General features: G+C 59.4%; 15 protein-coding genes. 5 read left to right on the top strand and 10 right to left on the bottom strand.

Annotated features, from left to right (window positions below):
* Window positions 1–142: 142 nt before the first annotated feature.
* Window positions 143–802 (bottom strand): DedA family protein, encoded by a 660-nt coding sequence (locus tag G5332_RS17335; RefSeq protein WP_005353037.1) that lies wholly within the window; start codon window positions 800–802, stop codon window positions 143–145.
* Window positions 803–1,017: 215 nt separating this feature from the next.
* Entirely contained in the window at window positions 1,018–2,706 is a 1,689-nt protein-coding gene (locus G5332_RS17330; protein WP_005344666.1) for an FAD-dependent oxidoreductase, read from the bottom strand.
* Window positions 2,707–2,841: 135 nt separating this feature from the next.
* Between G5332_RS17330 and G5332_RS17325 the strand changes: the two genes are divergently transcribed.
* From G5332_RS17325 to G5332_RS17315, 3 genes are all read left to right on the top strand, one after another.
* The gene (locus G5332_RS17325; protein ID WP_421249884.1) at window positions 2,842–5,772 is read left to right on the top strand and encodes an EAL domain-containing protein; all 2,931 of its coding nucleotides are present in this window, start codon (window positions 2,842–2,844) and stop codon (window positions 5,770–5,772) included.
* A gap of 65 nt (window positions 5,773–5,837) precedes the next feature.
* Window positions 5,838–6,635 carry a pyruvate formate lyase 1-activating protein gene (gene pflA / locus G5332_RS17320; protein ID WP_005333994.1) on the top strand — a complete coding sequence of 266 codons (798 nt, stop codon included), beginning with the start codon at window positions 5,838–5,840 and terminating at the stop codon, window positions 6,633–6,635.
* An 87-nt stretch (window positions 6,636–6,722) separates the two neighbouring features.
* Window positions 6,723–7,364, top strand: a complete 642-nt coding sequence (locus G5332_RS17315) for an energy-coupling factor ABC transporter permease (protein WP_257699128.1) — start codon at window positions 6,723–6,725, stop codon at window positions 7,362–7,364.
* Window positions 7,365–7,448: 84 nt separating this feature from the next.
* On the opposite strand, the gene G5332_RS17310 is transcribed toward G5332_RS17315, so the two are convergent.
* Both G5332_RS17310 and ycfP read right to left on the bottom strand, forming a co-directional pair.
* Entirely contained in the window at window positions 7,449–8,741 is a 1,293-nt protein-coding gene (locus G5332_RS17310) for an NAD(P)/FAD-dependent oxidoreductase (RefSeq protein WP_421173037.1), read from the bottom strand.
* Window positions 8,742–8,815: 74 nt separating this feature from the next.
* Complete coding sequence (gene ycfP, locus G5332_RS17305) at window positions 8,816–9,355, bottom strand: alpha/beta hydrolase YcfP (RefSeq protein ID WP_005334000.1); 540 nt, start codon at window positions 9,353–9,355, stop codon at window positions 8,816–8,818.
* Between the two features lie 505 nt (window positions 9,356–9,860).
* On the opposite strand from ycfP, the gene G5332_RS17300 reads away from it, so the two are divergent.
* The gene (locus tag G5332_RS17300) at window positions 9,861–11,267 is read left to right on the top strand and encodes a nucleobase:cation symporter-2 family protein (RefSeq protein WP_005353050.1); all 1,407 of its coding nucleotides are present in this window, start codon (window positions 9,861–9,863) and stop codon (window positions 11,265–11,267) included.
* Between the two features lie 63 nt (window positions 11,268–11,330).
* Here the strand turns inward: G5332_RS17300 and G5332_RS17295 are convergent, their stop codons facing one another.
* The 3 genes from G5332_RS17295 to G5332_RS17285 all read right to left on the bottom strand — a co-directional run bounded on the left by G5332_RS17295 (window position 11,331) and on the right by G5332_RS17285 (window position 14,312).
* Complete coding sequence (locus G5332_RS17295) at window positions 11,331–13,127, bottom strand: M3 family oligoendopeptidase (RefSeq protein ID WP_421249882.1); 1,797 nt, start codon at window positions 13,125–13,127, stop codon at window positions 11,331–11,333.
* 122 nt (window positions 13,128–13,249) lie between these two features.
* Window positions 13,250–14,170: a DUF808 domain-containing protein gene (locus tag G5332_RS17290; RefSeq protein ID WP_421173035.1), complete on the bottom strand. Its 921-nt coding sequence runs from the start codon at window positions 14,168–14,170 to the stop codon at window positions 13,250–13,252.
* 1 nt (window position 14,171) lies between these two features.
* A complete protein-coding gene (locus tag G5332_RS17285) occupies window positions 14,172–14,312 on the bottom strand; it encodes a hypothetical protein (RefSeq protein ID WP_421173034.1) in 141 nt (46 codons plus the stop codon).
* Between the two features lie 251 nt (window positions 14,313–14,563).
* On the opposite strand from G5332_RS17285, the gene G5332_RS17280 reads away from it, so the two are divergent.
* Window positions 14,564–15,166 carry a DUF924 family protein gene (locus tag G5332_RS17280; protein WP_421249881.1) on the top strand — a complete coding sequence of 201 codons (603 nt, stop codon included), beginning with the start codon at window positions 14,564–14,566 and terminating at the stop codon, window positions 15,164–15,166.
* A gap of 67 nt (window positions 15,167–15,233) precedes the next feature.
* On the opposite strand, the gene G5332_RS17275 is transcribed toward G5332_RS17280, so the two are convergent.
* From G5332_RS17275 to G5332_RS17265, 3 genes are all read right to left on the bottom strand, one after another.
* Window positions 15,234–16,853, bottom strand: coding sequence for a methyl-accepting chemotaxis protein (locus G5332_RS17275; RefSeq protein WP_421173032.1), 1,620 nt, complete (start codon window positions 16,851–16,853; stop codon window positions 15,234–15,236).
* 104 nt (window positions 16,854–16,957) lie between these two features.
* Window positions 16,958–18,217, bottom strand: a complete 1,260-nt coding sequence (locus G5332_RS17270; RefSeq protein ID WP_005334018.1) for a dicarboxylate/amino acid:cation symporter — start codon at window positions 18,215–18,217, stop codon at window positions 16,958–16,960.
* Window positions 18,218–18,421: 204 nt separating this feature from the next.
* Window positions 18,422–18,889, bottom strand: coding sequence for a CC0125/CC1285 family lipoprotein (locus tag G5332_RS17265; RefSeq protein WP_421173031.1), 468 nt, complete (start codon window positions 18,887–18,889; stop codon window positions 18,422–18,424).
* Window positions 18,890–19,106 lie beyond the last annotated feature (217 nt).

The following is a 19,106-nucleotide window of genomic DNA, read 5'->3' as shown; positions in this document are numbered from 1 at the left end:
CTGCAAACGCAGCGTGGCTGGAAACAGGATAAGGCATCCTGCTCACCCGACACAAAGCTCATTACCCGAATGGGCACAATTCCGCACCCCTGCAGCACGATAACCCCCATGCCCACAGATCCAGTGCAGCAAGGGTTGTCATTTAGTCGTGGCTGGTCTCGTTTTTCGCTCCGCCTTTGAACCAGCGAAACAGGATGGCCATGACGGCCGCCAGAAACAGCACCAGCGAGGTAATCAGCAGGGCCCGGGTCAACAGTTCGCTGTGGTGGAGAAAGAAGGGGGTATTCATCGCCAGCTTGCCCACCAAACTGAGGCAGAGCGCCCACATAAAGGCACTGGCAAAGCTGGCCACGCACATCCGCAGCACGCTCAGGCGGCCAATCCCCATCAGCATGGGGGTCAGTACCCGTACGAACGGGATAAAACGGGAGGAGAACATCGCCAGAAAACCGTACTTTTTCAGCAGCCGGGTCGCCTTGGGCAGGCTGTCGGGAGGCAACATTCGTTCGATATGATCCATAAAGCGGGTGCGCTGCAGTGCCCGTCCCTGCCAGTAGGCGAGCACGGAACCTATGCCCGCAGCCAACGGCAGATAGACAAGAGTCACTTCGGGGCCAAACACCCCCATGCCCACCAACCCACCGGCCAGCAGTACCAGGCTGTCCCCCGGCAGGGGCAGGAAGACGAATGCGGACTCCAGCAGCAGTACCAGCATCAGGCAACTGATCAACAGGGGGACCGCCTGCATCTGAACCAGGGCGTCAAAATCCTGATGCCAAATGGCCATCAGCATATCCAGCATGTCACTCTCCCTACTACACGGTTCATCATGAACGAGGCAGGGGTTATAGCACCCATCCCCTGAACAAAACGTTAATTTTGTCCGGCACAGGAAATAAAGTGTGTCGAAATATTGCAGCAACGAGGGGAATGCAAGAAGGGCGAAAAGCAGAAACAAAAAGCCCCTCATCTTGCACGCACAAGGGAGAGGGGCAAACAGGCACAGAAATAAAACGGTTACTCGGCGGTGGCCATCTGCCAGGTTTTGAAGCCGCCGGAGAGATTCTTCACTTTAAAGCCGTGCTGACTCAGCAGGCGGCAAGCGACGTGACCACGCAGCCCGACCTGACAGCTGATCAGCAGCTCTTTCTCTTTGGGCAGCTCATGGAGGCGGCCACGCAACTCGTCGAGGGGGATATGCAGCGCCCCCGGAATGCGGCCCAGCTTGTCGAGCTCGGGGCCATTGCGCACATCCACCACCAGCTGATGGGGGTTACGAGCCTGTACCTCGGCCACGTGGCAGAGCAGGGTGTCCCCCTTCAGGTGGTTGCTTGCCACAAAGCCCGCCATGTTGATCACATCCTTGGCCGACCCGAACGGCGGCGCATAGGTAAGCTCCAGATCCTGCAGGTCAAACACGGTGAGACCGGCACGCTGGGCTACCGCCAGCACATCGATGCGCTTGTCGATGCCATCCTTGCCGATGGCCTGGGCGCCATAAATCTTGCCATCCGGGGCAAACAGCAGCTTGAGGCTGACCGGGTGGGCACCCGGGTAGTAACCGGCGTGGCTGCCCGGGTGGACATAAACCTTCTCGAACGGCAATCCCAGTTGCACCAGTCGCTTCTCGTTGAGGCCGGTGCTGGCTACCGCCAGATCGAACAGCTTGCAGATGGCGGTCCCTTGCGTCTTCTTGTAGGTTTCGCTTCGGCCCAGCATATTGTCGGCGGCGATGCGTCCCTGCCGGTTGGCCGGGCCTGCCAGCGGGATCAGCACAGATTCGCCGGTGACGAAGTCAATCTCCTCCACCGCATCCCCCACCGCATAGATAAAGGGATCCGAGGTACGCATCCCGGCATCGACCTTGATGCCGCCGCGCGGCCCCAGCTCCAGCCCAGCCTTGGCGGCGAGCAGGGTTTCCGGTTTGACGCCGATGGCGAGGATCAAGAGACCAGTATCAAGATGGGAGCCGTCATTGAGGGTCAGGCGCAGGCCACCACTTTTGGCGGTCGGCACGGCGGAGGTCTTCTCGGCAGGCAGATCCAGACTCTCGATGGCGGTGAGGCCGGTGCGCAGGCGAAGGTCGATCCCCTCTTCCCGGATGCGGGCATGGAGCATGTTGGCCATCTCCTTGTCCACCGGCGCCATCACCTGATCGGCCAGCTCCAGCAATGTGACATCCAGCTTGCGCTGGTGCAGCGCCTCCATCATCTCCAGCCCGATAAAGCCGCCGCCCACCACGGTGACGTGGCGTGGCTGATCGTGATGCAGGGCCGCCAGAATGCGATCCATGTCCGGGATGTTGCGCAGGGTATAGACATGGGGGCTGTCGATACCGGGGAAGGGAGGACGGATCGGCGCCGCCCCCGGGCTCAGCAGCAGCACATCGTAATGCTCGCGCTGCTCTTCACCGGTTTGCAGGTTGCGCACCAGCAAGGTCTTGCCCGCCTTGTCGATCTCAATCACATCGTGGAAGACCCGCACATCGACGTTGAAACGGCGCTTGAAACTCTGGGGAGTCTGCAGCAGCAAGGCATCCCGGTCGGGGATATCGCCCCCGATGTGATAGGGCAGACCGCAGTTGGCGAAGCTGACAAACTCGCCCCGCTCGAACATCACGATCTCTGCCTCTTCACTCAAACGACGAGCACGAGCCGCCGCCGATGCGCCCCCCGCGACACCACCGATAATCAGGATCCGTTTCATCTGCAAGACTCCTCATACATGATAATGGGCAATAAATTAGGCTTTTCTAATTTAGAGTTCAATGAAATTTTGTTTCACACCATTTTGCAGTATTCTTGCAACCCCGACGGTTGCTTAACAGGATGTTGTTTGTTCATGTCGTCTACCGCACTCAGTCATCTTCCTCCTGCCCTCCAGACGCCGCTCTTTTTCCGTCTGGACCTGCGCAGTCAACGGCTGGTCGCCCTGACCGACGTGATGCAAACCCCGCTCTACTGGCTCGACGAACCGCGCGCCCCCTGGCCTGCCCAGCTGCCCGATGCCCTGCGCCTGCCCATCGAACAACTGTTGGCCAACGGCCATGGCGGCAAGATCACCGTGCGCTTTGCCAGCCAGTTGTGGCATATCGCCCTCGCCCACGAGCAGGATGGCTTCTGGCTCATCTGTCTGCAGAACCTTCGCCAGGAGCCCATCGCCGATCTGGCATTGCAACTGCCGCGCCTCAGCCAGATGGCGAGCCAGCAACAGTATGCGCCCCTGCTAGAGGCCCTTAAAGAGAGTTTGGGGGCCGATCGGCTCATCCTCTGGCACTATCAGGCCAACGGTGATCTCGGCAGCGAGCAACTCACCCCTGTGTTCACCCTGGGGGTCGAGGCGCTCTACCCCATTCGTGGTGACAGCCGCTATATCCGCGCCCTGCGTACCCGCAAAGCGTTGAGTTTCTCGGAGGCCGCCCACCAGCCGATGCTGAGCAATCACCTCTATCTGACCAGTGCCGGTGTGCGCTCACGCCTCGATGGTGCCCTGCTGGAGCAGGACAAGCTGTTCGGGGTGCTGAGTCTGGAATATCTCGATCCCACCCCGCTTAGCGAGGAGATGTTGCAGCTGGTGCGCAGCAGCGCCCAGCTGCTCGGCCACTGGCAACCGGAAGAGCACCGCGCCGAGCTGGCCCTCCCGCCCGAACTGCACCAGCAGACCGGCATCGACTACTGCAAGACGCTGGTAAGCTGGGCCATGAGCGCCAGCGGTGCCCGGGTGGGCTGGATCGGCGAGTTCCAACCCCGCGGTCAGGATCTCTGGATCATCCCCCGCTGCGTCATCAACGAGGAGATCTGCTCCACCCTCAAGCCCATCCAGCTCGACCCCGGCCCCGCTCAGGAGCTGTTCCAGCATGGTCAGGCCATCTATGTGGAAGATCTGCCCGTGCGCTATCCCAAAGCGACCCGGCTGCTTGCTCTCAATGCCAGCGCCTACATCGGCATTCCGCTCCATGGCCAGAGCGGCGCCCCCATTGGCCAGATCACCCTGCTGCTCGATACCCCCCTTGAGGAGCCCGAACAGCTGCTGGATCTATTGAGCAGCCAGCACGAGCGGGCCGCCATCGAACTCAAGCGCCTCGCCACCGACGATGCCCTGCGACTGGCCGAGGTAGCCTTTAATACCCACGATGGGCTGATCGTGATGGATCACAACGGCATCATCCTCAAGGTCAACCACTCCTTCAGCCGGATCACCGGATTTGGCGAGGTAGAGGTGATCGGTCACTCCATTCGCAAGCTGCGCCCCACCTACTACGGGGATCATCTCAAGGAGGATGTCAGCCGCACCGTCAACGAGCAGGAGTTCTGGCTTGGGGAGGAGCGCTGCCTGCACAAGGATGGTCACCTCTTTCCGGTTCGCTTGATGGTGAACGGCGTCAAGGATGAGCAGGGGGAGCTCAGCCACTTCATCTGCAGCTTCTACGACATCACCCAGGAAAAAGAGGCGGCCAGACATATCGAGCAGCTCGCCTACTACGACGATCTCTGCGGTCTGCACAACCGGCGCAGCCTCAACCATATTTTGCAGCAGACCCTGAGCGCCACCAACGGCCAGTGGGGCGCCCTGCTGCTGGTGGATCTCGACAACTTCAAGTCGATCAACGACTCCCTCGGTCACGCCTGCGGCGATCTGTTGCTGCAGGCCGTGGTGCAGCGTTTCAGGGAGCTGCCCCAGGACAATCTGGTGCAGGCGCGTATCTCGGGGGATGAGTTTGCCCTGCTCTTTACCCAGCTGGGACAAGGGGAAGTCACCGCCAAAATTCTGGCAGAGCACTTCGCCCGCGAGCTGATGGGGCTGTTTCGCACCCCGTTCGACATCGGCGATCACAAACTGCACTGCAGCGCCTCGGTGGGGATCAGCCTCTTCTCCGGCAACGAGACGGATCATCTGGTCCTGATGCAACAGGCCGACACCGCAACCCACATGGCCAAGCGCGCCGGTCAGGGCCACTACGTCTTCTTTACCGAGGCGATGGCCCAGCATGAGAAGAACCGGCTGACCCTAACCAATGAGCTGCGCGATGCCCTGCGTCACCACGAGCTGCAACTCCACTACCAACCGCAATACCGGGTCGACAATGGCTCGCTGTCGGGTATCGAGGCGCTGCTGCGCTGGCAGCGCAGCGACGGCACCATGGTGCCGCCCGGGGAGTTTATCCCCATCGCCGAAGAGACCAGCCTGATCCTCGAGATCGGCTACTGGGTGATGAAGACCGCCTGTGCCCAATACAGCTTCTGGCTCAACCGTGGCCTGCAGATCCCCCATCTGTCGGTCAACGTCAGTGCCCGCCAGTTCCACACCCAAGGCTTCGTACAACAGGTGGAGTACATCTTGCGCGACACCGGTGTGCCCCCCTCCCGCCTGCTGCTGGAGGTGACCGAATCTGTAGTATTGGAGAATAGGCAGGAGAGTATTGCCCGAATGCGCCAGCTCAAGGAGCTCGGCATCCTCATCTCCATCGATGACTTCGGTACCGGCTACTCGTCGCTGGCCTATCTGCGGGATCTGCCCGCCGATGAGGTGAAGCTGGACAGAAGCTTCATTCAGACCCTGGTACACAGCGAACAGGACAGAGCCATCGTCAAGGCGATACTCGATCTGGCCCAGGTCTTCCGTTTTACCGTCACCGCCGAAGGGGTGGAAGAGGAGGCGCAGCTGGCCATCCTCAAAGCGCTGGGATGCCAGCATTATCAAGGGTTTCTCACCAGTCGGCCGCTCACAGTCAAGGGGCTGGAGCAGCTGCTTGGCAGCCGGGCACCGGACTAAAGGTGTAGGATCAATAGGGGTTTATGTAATAAAATAACGGCCTGCTCGAATCGTTGGAGTTGTTTATGTCTGTCATTAATCGGATCCCAGCCGTTGAAATCAGCCAGCCAGCCGGAGCTCACGGCACCGTTGGCCGGATCCATTCCGTCGAAACCTGCGGCACTGTCGATGGCCCGGGAATACGCTTTATCGTATTCATGCAAGGCTGCCTGATGCGCTGCAAGTACTGCCACAACCGCGATACCTGGGATACCGAAGGTGGCCGCGAAGTGACCGTACCGGAGTTGATGAGTGACATCACCAGCTATCGCCACTTCATGAATGCCTCCGGCGGTGGCGTGACAGCGTCCGGCGGTGAAGCCATGCTGCAACCGGCTTTCATTACCGAACTCTTTACCGCCTGCAAAGAGAAAGGGATCCACACCTGTCTCGACACCAACGGCTTCGTCCGTCATCTCGACGAACAGGTGGACAAGCTGCTCGACCAGACCGATCTGGTGCTGCTCGACATCAAACAGATCAATGACGAGAAACACATTCCGCTGACCCACGTCAGCAACAGATACACCCTGGAGTTTGCCCGCTATCTGGCAGCCAAAGGCAAGACCATGTGGATCCGCTACGTGGTGGTGCCGACCTGGAGCGACGACGACGAGAGCGCCGAAGGGCTGGGCCAGTTCATCGCCGAGCTGGGCGAGAGCGTGGAGAAGGTGGAGCTGCTCCCCTACCATGAGCTGGGCAAACACAAGTGGGACGTGCTGGGCGATCCGTACGAGCTGAGCGGGATCAAGCCCCCCAGCAAGGAGACCATGGAACGGGTCAAGGGCATCCTCGGCAAGTACCACAACAACGTCAAATATTGATGGTAAAAGCAGGCTGACTCGTCAGCCTGCTCTGCTATGGGCGGTCGGGAAGACCGCCCGGACTCTACTGCATAAATGGACGACAAGATGAGTGAAGGACAACTCGCCGCCCTCCTGATCTGGCTGGTACTGCTGGCCTTCAGCCTGCGCCGCTCCCTGTGGCAAACCCTCTATGACAACCCCCTCTATCAGCACCTGCTGCTGGGGAGTGCCATCGCGCTGGTGCCGCTCTGGTATCTAAGGGCCGGTCTGCATGAGGGGCTGGAGGTCCATTTTCTCGGGCTCACCTCCCTCACCCTGCTGCTGGGCTGGCGACTGGCGTTGCTCGCCCCCTGCCTGACCCTGCTGGTGCTCGGTTACTTCGGTGTCACCAATCTGGCCGATTTTGGCTGGCAGGCACTGGTTGGCATCGCCCTGCCGGTAGCCACCAGCTGGCTGCTGTTTCTGGCCAGCTGGGCCTGGCTGCCGCGCCATCTCTTTGTCTATATCTTCGTGGCCGCCTTTCTCGGCGGCGCCATCACCATCTCGGTCAAGGTGGCCGCCAGTGCGTTGCTGATGGGGCTGAGTGACAGCTACCCCTGGCACACCATCACGGCGGATTACCTCTCCATCTGGCCACTGCTGTTGTTCCCCGAAGCCCTGCTCAACGGCATGGCGATGACGGTGCTGGCCATCTACCGCCCTCACTGGGTCAATACCTTCTTCGACCGTACCTATCTGGGCAAGTAACGCTCTCTTTCCTGATCTGCGCCCATAAAAAAGGAGAGGTCATCGCCTCTCCTTTTGGTATTCCGAATTCTGTCAAACCTTGGCTTAGTGCAGCTTCAGGGTCGGACGCAGCACACGGTTGATGCGACCCACCAGCATGATGAGGCCGGTCTTGACATAGCCGTGCAGGGCGATCTGGTGCATCCGGTAGAGGGAGATGTAGACCAGACGGGCAATGTAGCCCTCGACCATCATGGATCCACGCATCAGGTTGCCCATCAGGCTGCCCACGGTGGAGAAGCGGCTGAGGGAGACCAGCGAACCGTGGTCGTGGTAGAGGTAGGGCTTCATCTCGCCGCCGTTCATCTTGGCCAGAATGTTCTTGAACGCCTGGCTGGCCATCTGGTGGGCAGACTGGGCGCGCGGCGGCACAAACTTGCCATCCGGCTGCGGGCAGGCAGCGCAGTCACCGATAACGAAGATGCTCTCGTCACGGGTAGTCTGCAGGGTCTCTTTCACCACCAGCTGGTTGATGCGGTTCGTCTCAAGACCAGCGATATCCTTCATGAAGTCAGGTGCCTTGATACCGGCCGCCCACACCATCAGATCCGCTTCAATCAGCTCGCCATCCTTGGTGTGCAGACCGTCGCTGGTCGCTTCGGTGATCATGGTGGCGGTACGCACGTCCACACCCAGCTTGACCAGCTCCTGATGGGCGGCGCCGCTGATGCGCTCCGGCAGAGCCGGCAGAATGCGCGGGCCCGCTTCCACCAGGGTCACCTTCAGGCTGTCGGTGGTGAGGTTCTTGAAGCCGTAGGCGTAGAGCTGCTCGACCGCATTGTAGAGCTCGGCAGAGAGCTCGACGCCGGTTGCGCCGCCGCCGACGATGGCAATCTTCACCTTGTCGCCCGGCTTATATTCGGTGGCGAACTGCAGGAAGCGGTTCATCATGCTGTTGTGGAAACGGTGCGCCTGGGAGGGGCTATCGAGGAAAATACAGTGATCCTTGATGCCCTTGGTGTTGAAGTCGTTGGAGACAGAACCGATGGCCATCACCAGATAGTCGTAGGGCAGTTCGCGCTCGTTGACCACGATGTCGCCATTGTCGTCGTGGATCGGGGCCAGCACGATGCGTTTATCGTCACGCTTGATGTCGGTCAGGGTGCCGAGCTGGAAGTCGAAACCGTGGTTCTTGGCGTGAGACTGGTAGCTCAGGGCATCGATGCCCGCGTCCATGGAGCCGGTGGCCACTTCGTGCAGCAGGGGTTTCCACAGGTGGGTGCGGTTGCGATCGACCAGAGTGATCTTGGCCTTGTTCTTCTTGCCAAGCTTGCGACCCAGACTGGTGGCCAGCTCCAGGCCACCGGCGCCGCCGCCTACAACGACAATATTCATCATGATGATTTTCCTCGGTTCCTCAAAACGAAAGGGAGCCATTGGCTCCCTAAAACGAAATCGGTCGACGTGATGGATCAGGCTTCTTTGAAGGCCTTCATCCGCTGCAGATGATGCGAGATATTTTTGAACTTATGAGTCTCGCGCTCATCCCACACGATGTCGTAATAGTTCTTCAATTCACGTTCAGTGTCCCGATTATCGCGCACTTCATCCTGAACGGAAAGGATACACAGGCAGTTTCCTGAATTTTTCTTACGAAATTCAGTTACACACTTGGTGCCAATATCGTCATATTCTTCCGGCCGGTCGATCTTGCCCTGCATGTTCTCTTCAGGATGGAGGTTGGGGTTGAAGATCACCTGGCGAATGCCGCACAGAAAGCCGATCCGCTCGCTCCAGTAGCCACCAAGACCCACGCCGCAGATCAGCGGTTTGGGATCGGTACTCATATCGAGCTGTTTTTTCACTTCCTTGAGCAGATGGCTCATATCATGACGGGGGTGAACCGTGCTGTAGTGCACGAAACGCACATCATCATCAATAAACTGCAACTGCAGCACTTTCTCGTGATTGCCTGGGCTGGTGGCATCAAAGCCATGCAGATAGATGATCATGGATAAGACCTCAGGATCTGTGTCGGTTTTATCGAAACTACCCCAGCGGCGGCCATGCGCGCCACCAAAACATCCAACTTTCTTGCTTTGGATCACGCCCCCGCCCCCGATTGCGCCCAGCAGCCCGCGAGCGCCGTCACATGAAGACGGGCGCATTGCGAGCAACGTTATGGTGCCCGGCTATCAAAGTGAGATCGCCAGACCAATAATGATAAACCCCTTACCAATCTGAGATGCCCTCACCTCCTTCCCCTGCCAGCAGCCGGACACTTATCTGGCCGGTATGTGACTCATTTCGCAAAAACAAGGCGTTATCGCCAAACGTTTTCTCTCGTGAGTGGCGTTGTGCATGTTTTGTGCACTGACCCGTGCTGCACCGGATCCCTCTCACTACTGCCGAGGGATCTGGCACCTCTGTCAATACACGAGATCAATGACCGGGAAAGCTGCGGCTTTCACTATCTTGCCTGCAGCAGTTGCGCGGGCTTCAAGGAGTGATCTGTTCATGAACGAGACCAATCCCCCCTCCCCCCGACCGGGTGCGCGCAAGCGCCCGGTGGATGAAGTGGAGCGCATGCTCCCCATGGGCCAACTCTTTACCCTCGGCCTGCAACATGTGCTGGTGATGTACGCCGGCGCCGTGGCGGTGCCGCTGGTGATTGGCGGCAGTCTGGGGCTGCCCAAGGATCAAATCTCCTACCTTATCAGTTCGGATCTCTTCTGCTGCGGCATCGTCACCCTGCTGCAATGTGTCGGGATTGGCCGCTTTGCCGGGATCCGGCTGCCGGTCATCATGTCGGTCACCTTTGCCGCCGTGATGCCGATGCTGGCCATCGGAGCCAACCCGGATCTGGGGCTGACGGGCATCTTCGGCGCCACCATTGCAGCCGGTATCATCTCGACCCTGCTGGTGCCGCTGATAGGTAGGTTGATGCCGCTCTTCCCCACCGTAGTGACCGGGGTGGTTATCACCTCCATCGGGATCAGCATCATGCAAGTGGGGATCGACTGGATGGCGGGGGGCAAGGGCAATCCGGAATATGGCAGCCTGCGCTATATCGGCACCAGCTTTCTGGTGCTCGTCTTTATCCTGCTGGTGACCCGCTTCACCAAGGGCTTTTTCAGCAATATCTCGGTGCTGCTCGGGATCATCTTCGGTTTCGTGGTGGCCATCGCCATGGGCGAAGTGAGCCTCGATGGCCTCGGCGAGGCAGCCTGGTTTGCCCCCATAGTGCCCTTCGCCTTCGGCTGGCCCACCTTCGATCCCATCTCCATCGCCACCCTGACGGTGATCATGCTCATCACCTTTATCGAGTCGATGGGGATGTTTCTGGCCCTTGGCGACATCGTCGGCCATCCGGCCAGACGCGGTGATATCGTGCGCGGGCTGCGGGTGGATGGCATCGGCACCATTATTGGTGGGATATTCAACAGCTTCCCCCACACCTCCTTCTCCCAGAATATCGGTCTGGTGAGCGTGACCGGGGTATCGAGTCGCTGGGTCTGCGTGATGTCGGGGGGGATCCTGCTCGCCTTTGGCCTCATCCCCAAGATGTCGGTGCTGGTCGCCTCCATCCCGCCCTTCGTACTGGGGGGCGCCGGCATCGTGATGTTCGGCATGGTGCTGGCAACCGGGATCCGCATCCTGGCGCGCACCGATTACAACAGCAACCGCCACAACCTCTATATCGTCGCCATCAGTCTCGGAATTGGCATGATCCCGACGGTCTCCGGGAATTTTTTCCAACAGCTTCCGGCGCAGCTACAACCGCTTTTTCATAGCGGTATCCTGCTGGCCACCATCAGTTCGGTGCTGCTCAACCTCTTCTTCAACGGCTATCAGCCGGATCTGACTCACCAGACCCGTCCTCTGTTCGTTGGTCCCATCAAACCGCAGCAAGAGCAGGCATAGCAAACAGGCCCCCGGACAGCGAGACTGTCCGGGGGCCTGTTGTTCATATCACAGCTGACCCAATCAGGCAGGCAACTGCGCGAAGCGCTCTACCGCCTGCGCTACTTGTGCCAGACTCCCCTGCCAGAAAGCGGCCTCACGGATATCCTGCCCCAGATGCTTGGCTACCAGATCTTCGGCACTCATCCGGCCGGTATCGCGCAGCAAGGCGCGATACGCCTTGGCAATGCCCTCTTCCCCCGCCGCCTTGCGGCTCATCAACTGCTGATAGACCCCGAGGCTAAACAGATAACCAAACAGATAGGGATAGTTGTAAAAGCCCAGCCCCGCGATGGAGAAGTGCGCCTTGGCCGCCCAGAACATGGGGTGATAGCGGGTCAGGCTCCCCTCATACCAGCGTCCCCACGCCTCGTCGGTCAACGTCTTGAGCCGCTCTGCCGACACATAACCCTGCGCCCGCTCGGCCACCAAGGCCTGCTCGAAATCGAAGCGAGCCGGGATATTGACCAGGAAGGTGGCCGCGCCGTCGGCCTCAGCCCAGGCGATGGCCAGCTGCTCTTCCGGACTTTGCGCCTGCTCGAACAGGGCGCTGCGCACCAGGGTTTCGGCGAAGATGGAGGCGGTCTCCGCCAGCGTCATGGGGTAGCTGCGCTGGCTCATCGGCAGATCGCGGATCACCCAATTGTGCCAGGCGTGGCCCAGCTCATGGGCCAGGGTAATGACGTTGTCCATGGTGCCAGCATAGGTAACAAAGACCCGTGGCTCGACCGGTTCGGCAAACTTGGTGCAGTAGGCGCCGGTGCGGCGATTTGGCGTGGGCGCCGCATCAATCCACCCCCTCTCGGCCATCATGCGGGCAAATGCCCCCATCTCGGGATCGAAACGGCTAAAGGCATCGGCAATCAACTCGATCGCCTCATCAAAAGGAATGTCGCGGCTGCTGGAAGCAGGCGGCGGCGCAAAGAGATCCTCCGGCCCCAGATCGTCGAGACCAAGGCGCTCGGCCATCAGCTCCAGCGCACGCTGGCCCAACCCACGGGCTCGCCAGGTTTCGCTCATCAGGGCATCGAGGGTGGCACGCTCGATATGGCTCTGGTGGCAGGAGAGATCCAGCGCATCGAGCAAACGGGTTTTGCCACGCTGACGGGCCAGCTCCAGCCGCCAGCCGTTGATGGCATTGAGGATGGCGGCGACCGTCTCCTGCTCATCTTCCCAGCCAGCACTGATGGCATCAAACGCCTCAAGGCGCAATGCCCGCACCGGGCTGGAGAGCAGATTGCTCGCCTCGGCCAGCCCCATCTCGCGGCCATCAATGGTCAAGCGGATCTTGCCCACCAGATCGTTGTAGAGGTTGCCCCAGGCGTGCAGGCCATCGGTGCCCAGACCGATCACCAGTTGCTCCGCCTCCACCGGCAGGCGCTGATCCTGCAAACGACGCTCGTGGCGCAGGCGGTACGCCTCCTCACCGAGCAGCGGATCCACCATCAGCGCGGCGAATTCCTCTTCCGGCAACGCCAGCATCAGATCTTCCACCGGCGCGAGCGTCTTGAACAGATCGGCATTAAGGGCGCGGGCACGGGACGCCAGCTGTTTGGCCTGCGGATCCAGCGCATCCTGACTGCCACGGCAGGCGGCCAGAATGGCGACGTTCCAGCCGATATGGCGAATATCACGGGCGCGCAGCCGCACTTCCCGCAAGAAATCCTGCAGCGCTGCGTCATCGCCGCGCACCCCGTCCAGACCCGCCATATAGCTGGCCAGCTCTTCCAGCGCGTGGCGGGCGGCGCGCATGTCCGCTTCCAGCTCTGGGCTGTCGAGGCCCGGGTAGATATGGTCATTATTCCACAGTTGTTGATACATAACTTCTCGCAAAGGCCTTTCTCGGGAGGCGCAGCAGACCTGCGGGCAGCAAGTCCGACACCGGGCAGCCCGAAGGCCAAAAAATGAAGAGAGGAAAAAGAAAAAATGGCCCGCAAGCTCGCTTATCCCTTGGCCGGGGCAAGACGGCTCACCAGCGTCATCACGGCAACCAGCAGCAGACCCGCCACCACACCGGCCACGGCGTTGAGCAGCGTCGGCGTCACCGCCGCCAGTACGGCCCCTACTGTGGGCAGGGTGGCAACGACAGCGGCTGCGCCTTCAATCAGGTGATGGGCAAAGGGCCAGCCATGCACCAGAATGCCGCCGCCCACCATAAACATGGCGATGGTGCCGACCAGTGCCAGCAGGTGCATCAGACGGGGAGCCGTCACCAACAGTCCCTGCCCCACCGCGCGGCGCAGGCCGCTGCCATCGGGCTTTTGCAGCAAATGCAGGCCGATGTCATCGAGCTTGACGATCAGCCCCACCAACCCGTAGACCCCGATGGTCATCAGCAGGGCGATGCCTGCCACTACCGAGAGCTGCAGCGCGAGGCTTGCTCCCTGTACCGTGCCAAGGGCGATGACGATGATCTCGGCTGAGAGAATAAAATCGGTGCGGATCGCCCCCTTCACCTTCTGTTGCTCGAAGGCCACCAGATCATCGGGAATAGAAGCTGTGTGTGCCTCACCCTCACTCGCCTCATGGGGCAGGAACTTGTGGGCCAGCTTCTCGGCCCCCTCAAAGCAGAGGTAGGCACCTCCCAACATCAAGAGCGGCGTGATAAGCCAGGGCACCAGCGCACTGATGGCGATGGCTGCGGGCACCAGAATCAGCTTGTTGCGAAATGAGCCCTTGGCCACCGCCCACACCACCGGCAGCTCCCGCTCGGCACGCACTCCGGAAACCTGCTCCGCGTTGAGGGCGAGATCATCCCCCAACACCCCCGCAGTCTTCTTCGCCGCCATCTTGGTCATCAGTGCCACGTCATCAAGCACGCTGGCGATATCATCGAGCAGGGCCAACAAACTGGTTCCAGCCATATCAAAGATCCCTTATATCAGTGAGAAACGTCTTCCCGAAAAATGTCTCGCGCTTGTTCACCACGACCTTGGTCATCAGCGCCACGTCATTAAGCACGCTGGCGATATCGTCGAGCAGGGCCAACAAACTGGTTCCGGCCATATCAGAGATTCCTTATATCAGTGAGAACAACCCCGGGAGAGAGGTGTACGTCCCGATAACCACCGGGGTCAAGAGGGCCACCTCATGGCGATGGCAGGCCATCATCGGCCGAGCCAAGAATCCGGCGCTCGCCATCGGGGGGTTACGTCTTTCGGGCAAAAGATGGCACAGTGTAACGAGAAGCTGCCGTTTCGGCAGCACCCCTGAGCCATTTGTTCCTGGTTCCCTCTGAATCACATCAAGGAGTTCCCATGCAACCCTGGCAACCTCTGATCGATTTCTGGTTTGGCGACGAAGCCGATGACGTCCTGCGGGCCACACGGCAAGCCCCGCTCTGGTGGGGAAAAAGCAGCGAAACGGATGCCCTGCTGGCCAGCCGCTTTGGCGAGCAGGCAGAGGCCGCAGCCAAGGGCAGTCTCGCCCACTGGGCCGATCTCCCCAGCGGTCGGCTGGCGCTGATCCTGCTGCTCGACCAGTTGCCCCGCAATATCCATCGCGGCACGCCTGCAGCCTTTGCCCGGGATCCGCTGGCACGGGATCTCTGCCTGAAAGGGCTGTCCATCGGGGCGGACAAATCCCTCTCACCACTGGAGCGGGTCTTCTTCTATCTGCCGCTGGAGCATGCCGAATCCCGCGAACAACAGGCCAGAAGTGTGGCGGTGTTCGAGGCACTGGCTGCCGAGCAAGCTGGCACACCGGCGCAGGCGACCTTTGCCGGATTTGCCGACTTTGCCCGCCGCCATCAGGTGATCATCGAACGCTTTGGCCGCTTCCCCCACCGCAACGACATTCTGGGTCGCACCAGCACACCTGAAGAGGCGACATTTTTGCAGCAACCGGGCTCAGGCTTCTAAGCAGGCCATATAAAAAATCCCCGCCAGCTAGCTGGCGGGGATAGCGTATGGATAACAACTCTCGGCGTTACTGAATGCGATAGCGGGATATCTGCTGGTGGATGCTCTCGGTGGTGACATTGAGCTCCTCGGCTGCGGCTGAGGTCTCCTCCGCTGTGCTGCTGGTTTGCTGCACGACCTGAGCAATCTGCTCTACCTGATGAGCGATCGACTCGGCGGCCGAACTCTGCTCGCGGATGGCATTGGTGATCTCGCCCACCTGCTCCATCACCCGGTGCGACGCACTGCGGATTTCGGCAATAATGGCGCCACTCTCGGTAGCCATGTTGACCCCCTGGCTCACCTTCTCCTCCACCAGATGCATGCGGGAGACCGTATTGTTCGACTCCTGCTGGATCGCCTCTACAGTGGCAGATATCTCCTGAGTGGATTGGGCTGTGCGCTCAGCCAGTTTGCGCACTTCATCTGCCACCACCGCAAAGCCACGGCCGGACTCCCCGGCCCTCGCCGCCTCAATGGCCGCGTTCAAGGCCAGCAAGTTGGTCTGCCCCGCCACATCACGGATCACGTTGACCACACCGCCAATGCGCGAAATGCCCTCACCCAGCGCAATGACCTCGGCCGAGGCCTGCCGAATGGAGTCGGCGATCTCGTTGATGGCATGAACGGTACGATCTATGGTTCTGCTTCCTTCGCTAGCCAGCTGCCCTGACTCATTGGTGATACGGCTCGTCTCCTGGGTACGCTGGGAGATATCTGTGATGCTGACAGTCATCTCTTCCACACCGGCGGCGATCAGACTGGTAGCATCATTGGCCTGACTGGCCGAGCTGGCGAGGTGCTGCGCCGCTTGAGAGAGGGATTCGGCAGTGCTCTTGATCTGCAAGCTGCCGACGGAAAATTCGGTAAATGTCTGCAGCAGCGTATCGAGCAGCCGGTTGACCGCATTGAGGGTCAGGCCAATCTCATCCTGCTGTTTTACATCTGCTCTCAGGGTAAAGTTGAGGTCACACTGGATCCGGGTCAGGGTATCCATGGCGGTGCGAAGGGGATTGGCAACCTGATTGAACAACCAGACAAACAGCCCCATCGTCAGCACGGTGGCACCACCGGCGATAAACAACAGGGTTTGCAGGCTGTTGTCGTAGTTCTCCTGACCCTGCTTCTTGAGCGCCAGTCCCAAATCCATATTGAAGTTGACGTGAAGCTCGATTGCCTTGGCAAACTGCTGGAACACGCTGGTGGCTTCTCCCGCCAACATGTCCCTGGCTTCATCATTCTTGTTTTGTCTGGAGAGCTGCAGAACCATGTCTATCTCCTGATTATATTGCGCAATAAGGCGCTGATCATCGTCGGTCAGGCGGCGATCTTCGTCATTGGAGAGCATCTCGGCCTTATATTTGTCCAACAACGAATTAATCTGTTTGCGTTTATCGGCAATGTCCGTCTCTATCTGCTGCATCTTGTCATTGTCGGTGTTGAGGATATGGCTCTGCACCCGTGAGTGCAGCTCATAGAAGACCGCCTGCACTTCCTTAATCAGCGAAATACTGGGCACCGTATTGTCCGTCACATAGCTCAAATCACGGTTGCCTGCCCCAAGGCGATTGATACTGAACCAACTGAGAAAAATGAGCGTCAGCATCACCAACAGCGCTATCAGTTGCAGTCGACGAGCAATATTCATAACCGTACACTCCAGATGGAAACTATCTAGCAGTGTAGACGAGCCATAAACAACAACGGCCCGCATTGGCGGGCCGTTGTTGTTTATTTTTCATGGCGTTGTGATCAGGCTTTGGCTGGCTCACTCTCGCCCAGCGCGACGGTTTCACCCAGACTGTCTTCGGTCTTGGCCACCACGCTGGCGGCGATGGCGTTGCCCAGCACGTTGGTGGCTGAGCGGCCCATGTCGAGGAAGTGGTCGATCCCCAGCAGCAGCAGGATGCCCGCTTCCGGAATATGGAACTGGTTCAGGGTGGCGGCAATCACCACCAGAGAGGCGCGCGGTACCCCGGCCATCCCCTTGGAGGTGACCATCAGCAGCAGCAGCATGGTGATCTGCTGGGCCATGGAGAGCTCGATGCCATACGCCTGGGCGATGAACATCACCGCGAAGGTGCAGTACATCATGGAGCCGTCGAGGTTGAAGGAGTACCCCATCGGCAGCACGAAGCTGGCGATGCGCTTGTCACAACCGAACTTCTCCAGACGATCCAGGGTCTTCGGATAGGCCGCTTCGGAGCTGGCGGTCGAGAAGGCCAGTAGGATGGGTTCGCGGATCATCGCCAACAGCTTGATGACGCGACCACGCAGGAAGACGCTGCCCATGGCGATCAGCAGCAGCCAGAGACAGGCCAGCGCAATATAGAACTGGGCCATAAAGCTGCCGTAGGTAACCAGAATACCCAGCCCCTCTTTGGCCACCATGGCGGCGATGGCGCCAAACACCGCGAACGGCGCAAAGTTCATCACATAGCCGGTCACTTTCAGCATGATCTCGGCAGCGCTGGCCATCAGCACCACTACCGGCTTGGCCAGATCGCCGAGCGCGGCGGCAGCCAGACCGAAGAAGAGGGAGAAGACCACGATCTGCAGGATCTCGTTGGTGGCCATCGCCTCGACCACGCTCTTGGGGATGGCGTGGGTCACAAAATCTTTCAGGGTAATGGCACCGGCAGCAATACCCGAGCTGGCGGTGTCATTGGGCAGGGAGAGCGAGAGACCCACACCCGGCTGCATCAGGGTCACCATCACCAGACCCAGGCTCAGGGACATCAGGGAGGCCAGCATGAACCAGCCGAGGGTCTTGGCACCGATACGACCCACGGTGCGGGTGTCGCCCATCTTGGCGATACCGACCACCAGGGTGGTGAAGACCAGGGGAGCGATGATCATCTTGATCAGGCGCAGGAAGATATCGGTCAGGATCGTGATGTTATTGGCGAAATCCGCAGCCTGATCTGCGGCAAACATCCGATAGCCCTGGCCGGTGAGGATGCCAAACATCATGGAGATGAGGATGGCGACCGTCAGTTTATTCATTTTCATGGGGGAGTCCCGGTTTTGATTGGTGCAAGCCGTAAACAGTGGCGTGGGAGCCACTACAGTCCGTTTTTGTGATCCGAGCCGTTGATTCCTGGCGGCTGGTATGCTGGGAGAATGCCTAAAAGCAGGGGGTAAATCTAGAGGCTTTATCCAGAATTTTATCTTGTCATTAGGTGTATGTGATATGGATCTTGCAAACCACCAATATTAATCACTGTTTATTTTGATTTCGGCGAGATATTTCGCATTCAGAGTTCGCTCATCGAGTGCCCGTGGCAACAGGCGAAAAGTGAGCAGCGCCGAGATGGTATGCTGCACCTGCATCTGGGCCATAAAGAGATCCGGTTCATCCTCGTCAAAGCCAAAGATCGGCCGTGATGGGGTCACCCTGACGGCATCGCGGTTAATGGTCAGCTCATCGACCTTGAGCCAGGAGTAACCCTCTGCCAGTGCCAGCTCCCCTGCCCGCTTGAGCACATATTTGCGGGCAGTCTCCCTGTCCACCAGATCGTTGCCGACAAACTCCAGTTGCCACTTGTCCGGGCCAAGCCGGGTCTGGGAAAAACCGGTCTGGCCGTTCCAGAATGACTTTTCACTCTCGTAAGGGGTGGCGCAGCCCACCAGCAGCAGGGTGAGCATCAGCAGACAACAGGGTTTAGATAGGGATGCAGACACGAGAGGCCTCGACAGGCAAATGAGCAACAGAGTTGTTACTACAACATAAAGCGCGGTGGCTGCACAATCTGCTCACGCCAACAGCGACCAGCGTGCACCACCACTGACTTCACGCCTCTAGGGCAAATAGCAGGCAAAAGAAAAGGCTATGTCCCAATTACGTGTTGCATGGGGCGCCCCAGGGCCTCATACAAACACACTTTGATATTTACGCCTT

Source organism: Aeromonas sp. 603757, from assembly GCF_049171255.1.
Taxonomy (GTDB): domain Bacteria; phylum Pseudomonadota; class Gammaproteobacteria; order Enterobacterales; family Aeromonadaceae; genus Aeromonas; species Aeromonas veronii_A.
The sequence above is the reverse complement of the archived record's forward strand: the minus strand, read 5'-3'. Positions and strand labels throughout refer to the sequence as shown.